At 56.6% G+C, this 15827-nt stretch carries 11 protein-coding genes and 1 pseudogene; 5 read left to right on the forward strand and 7 right to left on the reverse strand.

Annotated features, from left to right (window positions below; all coding sequences use genetic code 11):
* Positions 1-14 precede the first annotated feature (14 nt).
* Complete coding sequence (locus tag BLU78_RS12570) at positions 15-3116, forward strand: DUF4906 domain-containing protein (protein WP_044106722.1); 3102 nt, start codon at positions 15-17, stop codon at positions 3114-3116.
* 188 nt (positions 3117-3304) lie between these two features.
* Complete coding sequence (locus BLU78_RS12575) at positions 3305-4213, forward strand: helix-turn-helix domain-containing protein (protein ID WP_244886512.1); 909 nt, start codon at positions 3305-3307, stop codon at positions 4211-4213.
* Positions 4214-4259: 46 nt separating this feature from the next.
* Here the strand turns inward: BLU78_RS12575 and BLU78_RS13890 are convergent.
* Positions 4260-5109, reverse strand: a pseudogene (locus tag BLU78_RS13890) (site-specific integrase); the annotation flags it as partial.
* Between the two features lie 587 nt (positions 5110-5696).
* A complete protein-coding gene (locus BLU78_RS12590) occupies positions 5697-7364 on the reverse strand; it encodes an AMP-binding protein (protein WP_010266143.1) in 1668 nt (555 codons plus the stop codon).
* A gap of 99 nt (positions 7365-7463) precedes the next feature.
* Between BLU78_RS12590 and queG the strand changes: the two genes are divergently transcribed.
* Positions 7464-8399, forward strand: a complete 936-nt coding sequence (gene queG / locus BLU78_RS12595) for a tRNA epoxyqueuosine(34) reductase QueG (RefSeq protein WP_010266145.1) — start codon at positions 7464-7466, stop codon at positions 8397-8399.
* A gap of 102 nt (positions 8400-8501) precedes the next feature.
* Here queG and BLU78_RS12600 read toward each other — a convergent pair whose 3' ends face one another.
* Complete coding sequence (locus BLU78_RS12600) at positions 8502-9461, reverse strand: tetratricopeptide repeat protein (RefSeq protein WP_010266148.1); 960 nt, start codon at positions 9459-9461, stop codon at positions 8502-8504.
* Positions 9462-9560: 99 nt separating this feature from the next.
* Positions 9561-10007 carry a nucleoside deaminase gene (locus BLU78_RS12605; RefSeq protein ID WP_010266150.1) on the reverse strand — a complete coding sequence of 149 codons (447 nt, stop codon included), beginning with the start codon at positions 10005-10007 and terminating at the stop codon, positions 9561-9563.
* A gap of 325 nt (positions 10008-10332) precedes the next feature.
* Between BLU78_RS12605 and aspS the strand changes: the two genes are divergently transcribed.
* A complete protein-coding gene (gene aspS / locus BLU78_RS12610; protein ID WP_010266152.1) occupies positions 10333-12087 on the forward strand; it encodes an aspartate--tRNA ligase in 1755 nt (584 codons plus the stop codon).
* Between the two features lie 86 nt (positions 12088-12173).
* On the opposite strand, the gene BLU78_RS12615 is transcribed toward aspS, so the two are convergent.
* On the reverse strand, positions 12174-12482 hold the full coding sequence (locus BLU78_RS12615) for a hypothetical protein (RefSeq protein ID WP_010266153.1): 309 nt from the start codon (positions 12480-12482) through the stop codon (positions 12174-12176).
* Positions 12483-12798: 316 nt separating this feature from the next.
* On the opposite strand from BLU78_RS12615, the gene BLU78_RS12620 reads away from it, so the two are divergent.
* Positions 12799-14073, forward strand: coding sequence for a replication-associated recombination protein A (locus tag BLU78_RS12620; RefSeq protein WP_010266155.1), 1275 nt, complete (start codon positions 12799-12801; stop codon positions 14071-14073).
* 52 nt (positions 14074-14125) lie between these two features.
* On the opposite strand, the gene BLU78_RS12625 is transcribed toward BLU78_RS12620, so the two are convergent.
* Together BLU78_RS12625 and BLU78_RS14145 are read right to left on the reverse strand one after the other, a co-directional pair.
* On the reverse strand, positions 14126-15595 hold the full coding sequence (locus BLU78_RS12625) for a hypothetical protein (RefSeq protein ID WP_229096538.1): 1470 nt from the start codon (positions 15593-15595) through the stop codon (positions 14126-14128).
* 20 nt (positions 15596-15615) lie between these two features.
* Positions 15616-15777, reverse strand: coding sequence for a hypothetical protein (locus tag BLU78_RS14145; protein ID WP_155836582.1), 162 nt, complete (start codon positions 15775-15777; stop codon positions 15616-15618).
* Positions 15778-15827 lie beyond the last annotated feature (50 nt).

The following is a 15827-nucleotide window of genomic DNA, read 5'->3' on the forward strand; positions in this document are numbered from 1 at the left end:
ATTCACGAGCAATCATGTCACAGCATAATAGAAAATATAGCATCGTTTTTTCGATAATCCTGGCATCATTGGCTGCGGCTGTCGCACTCGCCGGATGCACGGACGACCTTATATACGAGACTGAGGAAATTCCGGATGCAGAGGTCGAAATCCGGGGCGAGGTGATTTACAAGCCCCTTGTGCCGACGAACGTGCAGACACGAGCCGAAGACGCGCCCGTGGGGACGAAATACACGGGTATAAAATCGCTGTATGTTTTCTTCTTCAATTCCGAGGGAGAACGCATAAACGAATATTGCGGAGAGGTAAATTTCACGCCCGCACCTTCCGACGGCTCTACGCACGAACATGTCACGTTCAAAAAGAAAGTACGGACCGGACGTTATTATGTCTATGCCGTCGCCAATATATGCGATAACCAGAAAAGCGACCTCGGGAAGGTAACATCTATCGAGCTCCTCAGAAAGTTCCGGCTCGACTGGAACGACAGGATCGAGGATGACCTGGAGATGTTCGGCGTGTTCAGACAGGGTTACGCAGAAAACGCTTCCGCTCCCGACAATGAGGATTTTGAAACCGACGAACCCATTACCGTCACCCCGGACCGGAATAGCCTGCATTCCTGGGTGCGCAGGGCGGTATCGAAAGTTACTGTCGATTTCGACGGAACGAATCTGAAAGACGGCGTCACGGTCTATATAAAAAATGCCGTACTGAAACATGTGGCATCGGGTGCATTTCTCGGAACCTCCTCGCACGTCGGTGATGACGGAATCGAACTCGGCACGTCGGACTATTCCATCACCTACGGGAGCGGCGAATCTCACAGTGCGTGGCCCCGGGTGACGAAAACGGCCCCCAGGTTCTCTCCGTCTGAGGTATGGGGTGTCGCCGGTTTCCACGACGACGGAGCCAAGGCGCTTCCCTGCTATGAGAACATGCAGGGAACACATAAAGACAAATCCAAACTTCAGGACTCCAACGGAGACGGGATAATCGATTCCGAGAAATTTGACGGGGTCGAAAACGGCACATACCTCGAGGTGGAGGGATATTATGTCGCCGAACGGCCTGAATATGAATCGCAGGGTAAGATCATCTACCGGTTCATGCTCGGAAAAGATGCGGTGAATAATTTCGATTTGATCCGCAATCACCATTACAAGATCACGATGCGGTTCAAAGGCTACGGCAACGACGTGGACTGGCACATCGAGTATTCCGAGAAGTATCTGGATGCCACTTACCCCGAGGATGTGAACTATCAGGGTAAATTTTTCTCACCCGACCCTGCCTACACCACATTCCCTAATGCGGGTCATACTTTCGAAGATCAGAATGTAATCACTGTGTCCAGTTTTAAGACAGACGGGACAACCAATGTATGGATAGAACCGGAAATCACCTATACCTATTATTCTCACGATGACGAGACCGATAACTGGGAGGTAGACAACACGACCTCCGGATGGCTCACGACGACCGTGGGCCCGCTCAGCGAGGACAAGTCACACAAGCCATATACATTCGTTGCCTCCATGACGGAACCGACTACCGTCACAATCAACAGTCTATTCCCTAAGACCGAGGAAGGCAGCGAAAACGCCCCGCATAACCTTTCCAACGAAACCGGAGGGAGTGCGGTCGAGAATACCGCCAACTGCTACATGGTGGGTGCTCCCGGGTGGTATTGTTTTCCCCTCGTGTATGGAAATGCGATCTCGGGTAAAGGCGACAACACGGCTGCCTATTCTTCGCCGCACATGGTAAACCATCTCAACAAACAGATCGGGGCTCCCTATATCAAAGACAATGAAGGAATAGACCTATCATCCAACGTAAGCGTGAAACTTATCTGGCAGGATGCCGAAGATCTTGTCGAACCGGATAAGATCGCTTATGATCCCGCTCTTTTCGGCGGCAAAGGAGGGATAAAATTCAAAATAAGTACCATACAGGAGGGGAATGCCGTGATCGCCTTGATCGATAACAAGGCGAAAGAAGACGATTATGTAGTCCACGAACGAAAAGCGCCTTACGATAAATTAGGGAATACGAAGGCTGTCTGGAGCTGGCACATCTGGGCTACCCGTTTCGGGTTCGATTTCGAGAAGCATATCCGGATTCTCAACCATGAAGAGAAAGCATTCGATGTGATGCCAGTCAATCTCGGATGGTGTTCCGGAAACAAGCCGATCCGATATTATAAACGGCGCAAGTGTGAGATTAGATTCAGGGTCGGAGACCGCGAGATAACGAGGACGATCGTGCAATATCCCCATTTTGCCGTTCCCCGAGGCGATCATCCCTACTATCAGTGGGGGCGCAAGGACCCGTTCGTCGGGACAAACACGATTTGGGGAAACAAAGCCAGATGGACTCACGACGGAACTCCGTATGGTACAGGGGGTGAATATAATCCTCCCCGGCTTTACAATGAACCGGAGGTATTTTCGAACAACAAGAACCGAAAACACGCTAAGGATTGTCTCGATGTGCTTGTCAAGAATCCGGACAAATGGCTTAATGCTCCGCGAGAGCCCAAGAATCCGTCCGATTTCACACAAGGGTTTTACAGTACGAACGAATCCTATCCCGACCTGTGGTCGATCGGTGACGAGAAGACGGTCTATGACCCCTGTCCCCCGGGATATCGGGTGGGCCCCGGCGATCTTTTCACCGGGTTCACAATTCCCGGAAAACATACGGCTCCGACACTTCCGAGATATTGGTACGATGTGATCGAGAGCAACATGCTGTCAGATTATTACGATCTTGAAACAGTAAACAGTGAGGTGCTGGAATTTTATACGGACCCGAGAAAAGTTCAATCCGTCATTTTTCCCGTCACCGGCTATCGGGATTACGACGGTAAGGCCGAGGTAGTAAAATATCCGGGTGGGACAGAGAAACCCGAGGGGTTTGCCTGGACCGGCAAGGCGAAGGATGCGACCAACTCTTACCACCTGAAGTTCCGCCGCAACGATCCGGTGACCGAAGGCGATTGGAATAATAGAATCGTTTCTCCGGAGGCGTCCATCATAGCTCCGTCAGGGGACTACTATAACTGCAATGGCTTCGCGGTGCGTCCGGTGGTCAGCAGCTCGACGAAGTGATCGAAGCTACCATGCCAGACCGCAAATGCAGGCAGACAAGAGATTGCAAGCCGGATACTGAGACGAAATATCGCTCTGCATTGGAGTTATATGCTGCCACCGACCTCTCCTATGTCGAGATATGTCGGCAGTGTGGAGTTTCTCTCGGCGGATTCACCCGGTATATCTGTATTTACCATCGTCATTTGATGCTGAAACGCAATGGTATCAAATGCAGTCAGGAGGAAGCCGACAGTATAAAAATAAGTCAACGCGGACAGCGTCCCGAAACACACGCCAAATACAAGGAGGCTATTGCGGCGTGCGACAGCATGGAATATATCGAATGCAACGTATCGCAGATTGCCCGTGAATTCGGATTGGACGGTACGAACCTCGCCCGGCAGTTACGCACGCATTATCCCGACGTGCTGGAATTTCGGGAGCGGGAACGGCAGCGGTTGGGTTTGAACGATAACCTGCCGCGAGGAACGCGTCCGCGGTGCAAGGAAAAGTATGCCGAGGCGGTGGAACTTTTGCGCGCCGACCGTTATATCACGGTGCAGGATGCCGCCGTACGCTGCGATGTCTCCTACACCGGATTGAAACAACACTTGGTATTCTACCACAAGGAGTTGGTTGAAAATCGCATCAAGATACGCAAGGAGGCTGTCAGTCGAAAACGAAAAGGGGAGATAACCGGTCGCGGGACTGTCCATGCCCCGTCGCCGGCCACGGTGGAAAAGTATGCCGAGGCAGTGCGTCTGTACAGCACGACGCCCATGTCCGCCTCGCAGATCGCCAAGCTGACCGGCGTGTCGCGCAAGAGATTCCATGAATACCTGCACACATGGCACAAGGACCTGGTTTATAAGCGAAAAGGCATTTCTTACGAGGAAGACAAGCCTGTGGACTGGTCATCCGTGCGAAGATATAACCCTGCTACGGCAGCCAAATACGCTGACGCCATAGCCCGGTTGAAGGAGGGCGGACTTACAACAGCGAAGGTCGCCGCCGAGTTCGGCCTGCATCCTGAATGCTTTAGACAATACCTGAAAGAGCATGAGCCGGAACTGCACGCCAGTTTGGGAAGAAAAAAGCGGAGAACGGCAAAATAGTATCGCCTAAAAGCATGGAGAAATACAAGGAGGCCATACACCTGTATGAAACGACTTTGAAGACGCTGTCGAGTTTCTCGCTCAACGCCGCCATATCCCGGCCGATCTTGTCATTGGTAATTTGGGCGTAGATTTGGGTCGTGGTGATATGTTTATGTCCCAGCATCTTCGATACGGTTTCCAGCGGTACGCCCTGTGCAAGCGTAATCGTCGTGACGAAGGTATGCCGCGCCATGTGTATTGTCGGATTGAACGACAATCCAGCATGTCTGGCAACATGCCGTAAGGACATGTTCAGGGTTTTATAAGTGCCTTTAAGCGGAAAAACCTTCTCCCCTGTGCGGTATGTATCCTTATAACGCTTGTAGAGCATTTCGACTATAGGAAGGAGTTTGACACGGAACTGTGTACCTGTCTTTTGCCGCTTGTCGATGATCCAATAATCCCCATTGTCGTCTGTGTGAATATCGGCATGGGTCAGCTTTGCTGTAATTGTTAAATGTCGAAATACTGCGATCCTTACCCACGCGCTTTTGAAATTTTGCAAGGTATTCGTCGAAGGTTTGTAACAAAAGACGGCAATTATCACCCAAACCCAAAAAGGCGTTGCGGACCTTTTCGGCCGTTATGTATGAATCCCGGTCGCAGAGACGCTGATACTGTTTGCCGATATTGGTCTTGATATTCTCCAGCTTCTCGTTGATGCGCTGGGCTTCGAGACTTTTACCGGCAACTTTATTTGCTTTGGCATCCCAAAGGGTGGAGCGAACGGTGAGTTTGCAGCTGAACTGCGACATCGTGCCATTGATCGTGATACGACCCATGACGGGAACCTGACCCGATTTCTCGGACTGCCTTTTCACGTAGAAAAGGACTTTGAAAGTGCTGCGTTGCATAATAACCTGAACTTTGAGGACTTGTTAAACGCTAAGTCAAGTTATTTGTTATGCGGAAATTCGATGCAATAAACTGAAAAATACTGCCTTAAATGCAAATCAAAGCATTTCGGACAGGTAACGGATAAGTAACACAACTCACCGTTAAACCTGCCCGATTTTGCTTTTCTATTGCTCGGAGCATATGCAGAAGAGAGAATTAAATACCTGAAAGCAAGATATTTACTCTTTTCTGCACTTCCGATTACCTACCCCCCCCCGACTTCTTTTGAAGCGGGGGTTTGATTTATCGCATCTTCAATGCGAAGGCTTTATGTACTTTTTGGCCGCAAAAAGTACCAAAAACTCTCCGACGGATGCCTCTGCCTGCGACAAACCGTCTAACGCTGGCTCCGGGCGACTATTCGCGGGTTTGCAAGCAAACCGTCCCCTCCGCTCGCGCTTTTAGCCGGTCCGTCGCTTAACGGCTCCGGCATCGAGTCGGAATCTTTCAATGCGGCATACGGGAGCGGAAATAAGGCACTGATAGCAAGGTAGTGCCGCAACCCCTAAAACCCGCCTCTTAGGCGGGCCGCTTCTTAAGCGGGCTATTTCCCGGCAGCGGGCTGATCGGGGGTTTTACCGTCCTTTTTACTTTTGTTGTAGAGGAATCGTTTGATCTTCTGCGTAGGGGTCTTGACGAAATCGTCCTTCTCCTCGACCACCTCCGAGATGCGCGAAAAACGGTTGACCTTGGCATTCACGAAATCCATGATCTCCTTCTTCAACTGCTCGGTCTTGGCTTCCCAGGCTTCCTTTTTGCCTTCCCACTCCTCGCGCCAGTCGTCGATCATCGACTCGATCTCCTCGCGGTTGAAATGCACGAGGGCTATGAGGCGTCCCTCCTGCTCCGTGACGATCGAATCGGCAATGCAGACGTGCGAATTGAGCACCGTCTCGATGTCCTCGGGATAGATGTTCTCACCCCCGGGCCCCACGATCATATTCTTCAGACGGCCTTTGATGTAGAGCCATCCGTCCTTGTCGAACTCCCCGAGGTCGCCCGTGCGGAACCAGCCGTCGGCCGTGAAAACCTCTTTCGTGGCCTCGGGATTTTTGAAATAACCCACCATGGCGCTCGGCGTGCGGGCCACGATCTCGCCCTGCCGGGTCTCGGGGTTGATATTCTCCAAACGCAGCTGCACGCCCGGAGCCTGGGGGCCCGTCGAGCCGAGACGCACCATCGAGGGAGCGGCTCCGGCCAACAGCGGCGCGGTCTCGGTCAGCCCGTAACCGATGGCATAGGGCACTTTGGCTTCGAGCAGGAATTTCTCGGCTCCTCCGTCGAGTTTCGCCCCGCCGATGCCGAGGAAGCGCAGACGGCCTCCGAAGAGCTTCATAAGCTTCTTGCCGGCCATGCGGTTAAGATAGCGGCGCAGGAACCCGATGCGGTAGAGCGTGCGCCAGAAGCGCGTGGAGTTGAACTTGGCAAGCACCTGATGGCGGTAAATCTTCTCGATGACCAGCGGCACGATCAGCATCACCGTGGGCCGGACCGCACGCAGCGCGGGCATCAGCGCCGAGGCCGTGGGCGGACGGTCGAGGTAGACGATCCGGGTGCCCATCGAGAAGGGATAAATCATACCGATCGAACATTCGTAGGTGTGCGACAGGGGCAGCACCGAGAGGAACGTGTCGTCACCGTCTACCGGGAAAATCGACGACGAGATGGTGACCTGCGCACATAACGCCGCATGGGTCAGCATCACGCCCTTGGGCTTCGAGGTCGTGCCCGAGGTGTAGATAATCACGGCGATGTCGTCGGGCTTGGGGATGCCGGTCGAACCCTCCTCCCTGACCCGCTGGGCGATGACGCCGAGGTTCTTGGTACGGACCACGACGTTGAGCCGTTCGATGGTCTCGCGGGAGAGTTTGGTGAAAAGTTTGTCGGAAACCAGCAGCGCCTTGGCCTCGGAGTGTTCGATAATCATGTCGAGTTCCTCGCCCGAGAAATCGGGCAGAATGGGCACGGCGACCATGCCGGCCGAGGTCACGGCGAAATAGCAGACGCCCCAGTTGGGCATGTTGCTGCTCAGCAGGGCCACCTTGTCCCCGGCGCGGAGCCCCGCACCGGTCAGGATTTCCTGCACCTTGGCAATACGACGACCCGCCTCGGCGTAAGTCACGTCCTCACCCTCGAACATCGAGAAGGCGATTTTCGACGCGAACTTCTCCACGCTGTTGCGGGCCAGTTCGTACAATGTATTGATCGTCATAGTACGTTCATATTTTTGTGCGTTCAGATAACGCAAAAGTCCGGGGCGAAATTACTAAATTCCGGTGAAAAAACACTATTTTTGAGACAAAATAACAGCATGCTCGACTTTCTGAACATCAAAAAACTTGCCGCAGAAGCGGGTTTCGACCTCTGCGGCGTCGCGCCGTGCCGCCACCTGGCCGACGGCGAAGCGCGGTTCCGGGCATGGCTGGCGCGCGGCGGGCAGTCGTCGCTGGGCTACATGGAGCGCAACACCGAGAAGCGTTTCGATCCCCGGCTGCTGGTCGAAGGGGCCCGCACGGCGGTGATCTGCGCCGTTTCGTACAAAAACGCTGCCGGCGAGGGTTACCCGGCCCGACACCGCACCAAAGTCGCCTCCTACGCCTGCACGACGGATTACCATACGACCATCCGCACGATGCTCCTGCAACTGTTCGACGCCCTGCGCACGGCGCATCCCGGTCTCAGCGGCCGGGCCTTCGTCGACACGGCGCCGCTGGCCGAGAAACAACTGGCCGCAGAGGCCGGACTGGGCTGGATCGGACGCCAATCGCTGCTCGTAACGCCGCAGTTCGGCACTTATGTCCTGCTGGGCGAGCTGATCCTCACCGACGAGGCCGACGCCTACGACACTCCGTTCGGGGAGAACCGCTGCGGCTCGTGCCGCCGATGTGTCGAGGCCTGCCCCACGGGGGCCGTCGCCCCGGACCGGACCATCGACACCGCGCGCTGCATCTCGTGCCGCACCATCGAAAAGGTCCCGGAGAGCGATGCGGACCTCGACGGCTGGATTTTCGGCTGCGATGCGTGCCAGAGCTGCTGCCCCTGGAACCTCCGCGCACCGCTCCACCGCAACGCGGCGTTCGACCCCGTATTCGACCCGCTGTCGATGGATGCCGCGACATGGCTCGGGATGGACGAAGCGGCGTTCGAAGCCCTCTGCGGCCGCACGCCGCTGACCCGCAGCGGACTGACCCGCATCCGGGAAAACATCCGCCGGAACTCCGCCCCCGGCGAACCATCGGAACGCTGAAACCGGCCGCCCCGCCCCTCGCTCCCGCCCCAGCACCGCCCGACATGAAAAAAGCGGGCCCCGGAAATCCGGAACCCGCCGTATGGCTTGTTTGCCCGCGAACTATTTCGACAGCTCGGCCAGTGCGGCCTTGGCGCTCTCGGCAGCGGGACCGGCAGTCACCTTCTGGAAAGCGGCGATAGCCTGCGGCTTCATCTCCTTGGCGTTGTAAGCGGCGCCCAGCAGGTAGTACATCAGGCTCTTGTCCTCGGGATCGGTCTGTGCGTTGGCTGCGCTGTCCGCCAGCTCGATCACCTTGCTGAAATCCTTCTTGTTGGCATAGGCCTGCAGGCGGACCTTCTCAGCCAGCGCGCTTGCCGGATTCTTGGCCAGCATGGCGTCGGCAGCAGCGATGATGCCGTCGAAATTGTTGGCTTCCTGCAGCTTGGCAACCATGTTATTGGTGTAGAGCGTCATCATCTCCTTGGCCTTGGCAACAGCCTCGGCATACTTGGGGTGCGTCTTGGCAGCGATCGCTTCGTAGACATCCATACCCTTCTCGTACTGCGCCATGTCGCCCGTGTTCATAAACATCTCGCAGTAGCTCATCGCCAGATTCAGCGCCATGTCCGTATTGTCGGGGTCGGCCTTGTAGCCCTTCTCGAAAATACCGGCGGCCGTCACATAATCCTTGTTGTTGAAAGCGTCGCCGCCCTGTATCTGGTACATCTTGGCAACCCAGCCGTTGGCCTTGGCCATCTGGTTCATGTCGCCGTAGAGCTCGGCCAGCTCGGCCGACTTGGTGAAATTCTTCAGGGCCTCGTCGTAATTCTTGGCTTTCAGGGCTCCGCCGCCCAGATAAAAATAGCAATTGGGGAGCGTCTTTTTGGCCGTAGCCACCAGCGACGCAGCATCCTCATTGTCCAAGCCCTGGTCGATCACCTGTTCGAACTTCGCGGCAGCGCCGGCGTAATTCTTGGCGCCGTAAGCGGCCGCAGCTTCGTTGTAAATTGCAGTGAGATCCTGCGCCGAGAGCGATACCGCCGCCAACAGCGCGATTACCGATACGAATAACTTTTTCATTGTTCTCTCCTATACGTTTTTTAAATTGTTCAGTTCATGCACCCCTCCCGGAAATGCGTTGGATGCAAAAGTATAAAAAAAAATCCTTTTTAACCAAATCTATCCGCGCAAACCCGCGAAAAAATCGCTCATCAGCGCTTCGCACTCTTCCCGAAGCACGCCCCGTGCCACGGTGGTTTTGGGATGGAACACCCCCTCGGAGTAACGGCGGTAACCCTTCTTCGGGTCGTCGGCGCCCCACACCACGCGGCTGACCTGCGCCCATCCGATAGCCCCGGCGCACATGATGCACGGCTCGACGGTCACATACAACGTACAATCCTGCAGGTATTTGCCCCCGAGCGTCGAGGCAGCGGCCGTAAGGGCCTGCATCTCGGCATGCGCCGTGGGATCGGCGAGGGTCTCCACGAGGTTGTGGCCACGTCCGATGACGGCTCCGCCCGCCACGACGACCGCCCCGATGGGCACCTCCTGTTCTTTTAACGCTTTTTGCGCCTCGTTTAGTGCCAGGCGCATGAATTTTTCGTCGTTCTCGTGCTGATCCATCGCATTTTTTCTGCAAAAATAAGAATTATCGCTCACCTTTCCCGGAAAAAGAATGAAATTACGGTCTGCAACCGCGAAAACGTCATTCCGAGCGAACGGAAGCGAGCGCGGGAATCCGATGAATGCGCCGTAAGATTACAACATGCAATCAGATTGCCGGTCGCTGCGCTCCTCGCAATGACAATTTCGTAATGACCCCGCGGCGGGGCGTGCATCCGGCACGTCCCGCCATCGTTTTTTTGGACTTTTCCTTTCCGAATCCGGAACCTTTTTTCTAACTTTGCGGGTTACAAGAACAAAACGAACAACATAACATTTTTTCCAAATGTACAGAACCCATACCTGCGGCTGCCTCAGGGCCAGCAACGTCAACGAAACCGTCACCCTGGCCGGGTGGGTGCAGAAAGTCAGAAACCTCGGAGCGATGACCTTCATCGACCTGAGGGACCGTTACGGCATCACCCAGGTCGTCATCGAGGAGCACTCCCCCGTCGAAGCGCGCGCAACGGCCTGCTCGGTGGGCCGCGAGTGGGTGATCCAGGTGGTCGGCAAGGTGATCGAACGCGAGTCGAAGAACCCGAAGATGGCCACCGGCGATATCGAGGTGGCCGCGCAGAAGGTGGTCATCCTGCACGAGGCCGAGGTGCCGCCTTTCACCATCGAGGAGACCTCGGACGGCGGCGACGACCTGCGCATGAAATACCGCTACCTCGACCTGCGGCGTCCGCCCCTGCAGCGCAACATGATCCTGCGCCACAAGATGGCCCAGGAGATTCGCCGCTTCCTCGACTCCGAGGGATTTCTCGAAATCGAGACCCCCTGCCTGGTCGGTTCGACCCCCGAAGGAGCCCGCGATTTCGTGGTGCCGAGCCGCATGTCGCCCAACCAGTTCTACGCCCTGCCGCAGTCGCCGCAAACCCTGAAGCAATTGCTGATGGTCGCCGGCTACGACAAATATTTCCAGATCGTGCGCTGCTTCCGTGACGAAGACCTGCGCGCCGACCGCCAGCCGGAGTTCACACAGATCGACTGCGAGATGTCGTTCGTCGAGCAGGAGGACGTGCTGGAGATCTTCGAGCGCTGGGCCAAGCACATGTTCAAACACGTCATGGGAATCGAGCTGACCGAGCCGCTGCGCCGCATGCCGTGGATCGAAGCGATGGAGAAATACGGTTCGGACAAACCCGACCTGCGCTTCGGCATGGAGTTCGCGGACATTACCGACCTTGCCAAAGGGCACGGTTTCAGCGTATTCGACGACGCCGAGTACATCACCGGATTCGCCGCCACGGGCTGCGCCGCGTACACCCGCAAGCAGATCGACGCCCTGACGGAGTTCGTCAAACGGCAGCAGATCGGCGCCAAGGGACTCGTCTGGATCCGTGTCGAGGAGGGCTGCGTGAAGTCGCCGATCGACAAGTTCTACTCCCCCGAGGAGGTGCGCGCCATGGCCGAACGCTGCGGCGCCAAGGCCGGGGATATGGTTTTCATCCTCTGCGGCAAGAAATTCAAAACGCTGACGCAGTTGTGCGCCCTGCGCCTCGAAGTGGCCCAGCAGTTGGGCCTGCGCGACCCGCAGCAATTCGCCCCGCTGTGGGTGGTGGATTTCCCGCTGTTCGAGTGGGACGACGAGACCCAGCGTTTCTACGCCGTACACCACCCCTTCACCGCGCCCAAACTCGAAGACGTGCAATACCTCGACAGCGACCCGGGCCGCGTGCGGGCCAACGCCTACGACTTCGTCTGCAACGGCACGGAGATCGGCGGCGGTTCGATCCGTATCCACGACTCGGCCCTTCAGGCCAAGATGTTCGGACTGCTGGGCTTCACGCCGGAGCAGGCTCAGGAGCGCTTCGGCTTCCTGATGAACGCCTTCAAATACGGCGCGCCCCCTCACGGCGGCCTGGCATTCGGTTTCGACCGTCTGTGCTCGCTGTTCGGCGGCTCGGAGTCGATCCGCGACTACATCGCCTTCCCGAAGAACAACGCCGGCCGCGACGTGATGCTCGACGCCCCGGGTTATATCGACCAGTCGCAGCTCGACGAGCTGTATCTGGAACTGCGGAAGCCGGAGGAGTAAAGCAAAATCTCCCCGACCGAAATCAATTCACCCCTGCCGCAACCTGCGGCAGGGGTGAAATCATAAAAGAGGTCTATTCTCAAGAACTATATGACGGCAATGAGCGAGCCTATCGCCCCTACCACAACAATTAAAATAATCAGCGCAATACACGACATTACCAGTCCGGCAATCGCCAAACCGCGCGGAGCTCGAAAAATGCCCACGAACGAGAATATCAGTCCCAACAGCCACAACACCCAGCCCAAACCGGGGACCCAGCTGAAAATCAATCCGAGTAAAGCCAACACAAAACCGGCGGTGCCCAATCCATTGGAGCGTTTTCTCTCCGATTGATTGACGATAATCGTCTGTCCTCCACGATCATCGGAGTAAACCTTCTTTTCTTTTTCCATAAATACATTCGATTTTTTCCGCCACCCGCACCCCGGCGGCATAAATAAAAAAGAAAGCGTGGTGCCGAAGCCCATTTCAGAATCGTAGGTCGTAGGATACCTTTGGGTATAAAATAAGCGACAGCTCCCACGCCTATACCCGCAGAATACGGATACGACGCGGCAAGATGTTTGCCTACTCCCAACCCAAGTGAATTTCCTACGTTCACGATTCGGGAACAGACTTACACTTTCCGTGTTTGTCAGTATGTCCGACAAATATAGAATTAATTTTTGAAAAATTCCTATCTTTGCTCTTATTAATATCGAACCTGCCATGTCCGCACCTTTAGCCGAACGCCTGCGCCCCCGCACGATAGACGAATATATCGGGCAGGAGCACCTCGTGGGTAAAAACGGAGTGTTCCGGAAGTTCTTCGAGACGGGCAACGTCCCGTCGTTCATCCTCTGGGGACCTCCGGGCGTGGGCAAGACCACGCTGGCCAAGATCGTCGCCACACAGCTCGAACGCCCCTTCTTCACCCTCTCGGCCGTCACGTCGGGCGTGAAGGACGTGCGCGAGGTGATCGAGTCGGCGCGCAAGCAGCGCTTCTTCGACCAGCGCCCGCCGTTCCTGTTCATCGACGAGATACACCGTTTCAACAAGTCGCAGCAGGATTCGCTGCTGGGGGCCGTCGAACAGGGCGTCGTCACGCTGATCGGCGCCACCACGGAAAACCCCTCGTTCGAGGTGATCTCCCCGCTGTTGAGCCGCTGTCAGGTCTACATCCTCAAATCGCTCGAAGACAAGGACCTGCAAGTGCTGCTCGACCGTGCCCTGACGACCGACACCGAGCTGAAAGAACGCGACATCGAGGTCACGGAAACCGGCGCGCTGTTCAAATTCTCGGGCGGCGACGCGCGCAAGCTCCTGAACATCCTCGACATCGTCGTCGGAGCCACGGACGGCAAGGTGACGATCTCCGACCAGTATGTCACCGACTGCCTTCAGCAGAATATCGCCCTCTACGACAAAAACGGCGAACAGCATTACGACGTCATTTCGGCCTTTATCAAATCGGTCCGGGGCAGCGACCCCAACGCCGCGATCTACTACCTCGCACGGATGCTCGCGGGCGGCGAGGAGCCGCGGTTCCTGGCGCGGCGGCTGGTGATCCTGGCCTCGGAGGATATCGGGCTGGCGAATCCCAACGCCCTGCTGCTGGCCAACGCGTGCTTCGACACGGTGCACAAGATCGGCATGCCCGAGGCGCGCATCACGCTGGCCGAGACGACGATCTACCTGGCCACCAGCCCCAAGAGCAACTCGGCCTACATGGCCATCAACAAAGCCATGGCGCTGGTCGAGCACGACACGACGAACCGTCCGGTGCCGCTGCACCTGCGCAACGCCCCGACGAAGCTGATGGACAAGGCGGGCTACGGCAAAGGATATAAATATGCCCACGACTACGCAGGGCATTTCGCCGAAATAGAATTCCTGCCGGAATCGCTCTCGGGGACAAAATTCTACGAACCCGACACCCAGAACGCCACCGAAGCGAAGATCGCCGAACGGATGGCGCAGCTCTGGAAAGACAAATACAAGTAAACGAGAACGGTCCGCCTTTTGGGCGGACCGCTTCAGTTTCGGGATCATCCAATCAGAATGTCCTTACGGCACGCATCCGGTTGGTCGCACCGACTTTCGGTATAACACAGAAACAACCGTTGTATTTGAGCCCGCCCGCTTCATACTGGAAACAGAGCATCCATGCGGATTTACCGTCCCCATTCTCCCAAGTGGACGAGAGACGTCCATACAGATTGAGCGTCGTTCCTTTCGCCTCGACCTTTTGCTTAAATGCGGTACGGGCGGCAGAAGTCTCCTCCCAACCCGGCATGACCGTTTTATCAGCCGTATAGTTCCACGTCCTCTTAACCTCTGCCCAATCCAGACCGCTCATCGCTGCACACAGCTCGGCCAGCTCCGGACGCGACGGCGCATACCATGCTCCGTCCGGATTTCCGTTGTTGAGCGTATTATATATCCAATAAAACCCTTTGTAGGTATCGGCAAACCCCGGTTCATCCTTGTACTTGTCAATGAGACTACGGGTTACCAAACGGCTGTCCTCCGGTTCGACGCGCATCCCGGCTACTCCCGCAGTCGCTTCCGAGACCTGGGCGCCCCAGTTTCCGGCCTGCTCAGTCAGCGACAGCATTTTTCCATGCAAACCTCCGTCCGAAACCGAGAAAACGATCCCTACGGGAGCGTCGTCATCGGGCCAGTAGTCCGCTATCTGATAGAGATTCCGCTGACAGGCGACCACCGGAAGGCGCACCACGGTGGAAGCTGCGAAGGTCTTGGCGGAGGTGGTCTTCTGAACCATCGTCTCCACCCCGTCCACGGAGACGGTAAAGACGGCGTCGCAGGGAGTTGCCGAGCCTTCTACCGCAATGTAAAATGCCGACTCCGCCGCAGAAAGCGTCACGCCGTCGGGACACGAAAGCGTGTAACTCGCCGTCGCCCCGCCCGAAGGCGTCAGGTCCAGACGCACCGAAGTCACCCTTTCGCCGTCGCCCGTCAGCCGAAGGCAGGCGACTGACACCAGGCTCCCGAAGACGATCGGCTCGCCGGGATTGCCCACCTCGGCCCGCATGACATGGGCCGCGGGATCGAAACTGCCGGGAGTATAGGTCTGCACCGCAGGCACGGCGAAATTCGTCCCGGCCAGCTCCGCGGGGTAATAAATCTCAGCAATGGCCGACGGAGGCGTCTGACCGCCGTCATAGGCAAACGTGCCGCTGCCGGAACCTCCCGGGCCGACCAGTTTATAGGCGTGCCCGGCAGCGTGCTCCCCGACCGTCTCGTAAGCGACAATCCGGTCCTCCGCATCCCAGAACACGGGAAGTTTTCCGCCGGCTTCGTCGCCGAACGACGCCCGGGTCCCGGGTGCGCCGAGCTCCGCCATACCGACGGTCAGCGTACGGATACCCTCCCCGAGCGCGGGAGTATCGGGATTCCCGGCGTCGGGCGCCCCGTTCATTTCATCGAATCCGTCCCCGGAACAACCCGGACACACCAGGGCGCACACCAGGGCCGCACCTGCAAGGAAAGTCAGTTTTTTCATGGCTGTCGTGTTCATCGGGTTTACCATTGGTCTTCGTCCACGACGCCGAGCTCGGGAAGCGTCAGGTCATCGTAATCGGCGGATGCGGCGAAACCGCGCTCCACGGCCACCTCTGCGATCGTAACGGCAGGAGCCGCATATCGGTCCCCCGAGGCATGGGGTGGGGTCAATCTGTACTGCATAAGGCTGAAGTTTTAGGTATACGGACAAATTTAGGGAAGCCGCCGGAGGC

Source organism: Alistipes timonensis JC136 (assembly GCF_900107675.1).
In the GTDB taxonomy this organism is placed as follows: domain Bacteria; phylum Bacteroidota; class Bacteroidia; order Bacteroidales; family Rikenellaceae; genus Alistipes; species Alistipes timonensis.

Bases quoted from the DNA above. Each gene is read 5' to 3' on its own strand.
- BLU78_RS12570 (WP_044106722.1), top strand. From the start codon at position 15: ATGTCACAGCATAATAGAAAATATAGCATCGTTTTTTCGATAATCCTG.
- BLU78_RS12575 (WP_244886512.1), top strand. From the start codon at position 3,305: ATGCTGAAACGCAATGGTATCAAATGCAGTCAGGAGGAAGCCGACAGT.
- BLU78_RS12590 (WP_010266143.1), bottom strand. From the start codon at position 7,364: ATGACGATCAATACATTGTACGAACTGGCCCGCAACAGCGTGGAGAAG.
- queG (WP_010266145.1), top strand. From the start codon at position 7,464: ATGCTCGACTTTCTGAACATCAAAAAACTTGCCGCAGAAGCGGGTTTC.
- BLU78_RS12600 (WP_010266148.1), bottom strand. From the start codon at position 9,461: ATGAAAAAGTTATTCGTATCGGTAATCGCGCTGTTGGCGGCGGTATCG.
- BLU78_RS12605 (WP_010266150.1), bottom strand. From the start codon at position 10,007: ATGGATCAGCACGAGAACGACGAAAAATTCATGCGCCTGGCACTAAAC.
- aspS (WP_010266152.1), top strand. From the start codon at position 10,333: ATGTACAGAACCCATACCTGCGGCTGCCTCAGGGCCAGCAACGTCAAC.
- BLU78_RS12615 (WP_010266153.1), bottom strand. From the start codon at position 12,482: ATGGAAAAAGAAAAGAAGGTTTACTCCGATGATCGTGGAGGACAGACG.
- BLU78_RS12620 (WP_010266155.1), top strand. From the start codon at position 12,799: ATGTCCGCACCTTTAGCCGAACGCCTGCGCCCCCGCACGATAGACGAA.
- BLU78_RS12625 (WP_229096538.1), bottom strand. From the start codon at position 15,595: ATGAAAAAACTGACTTTCCTTGCAGGTGCGGCCCTGGTGTGCGCCCTG.
- BLU78_RS14145 (WP_155836582.1), bottom strand. From the start codon at position 15,777: ATGCAGTACAGATTGACCCCACCCCATGCCTCGGGGGACCGATATGCG.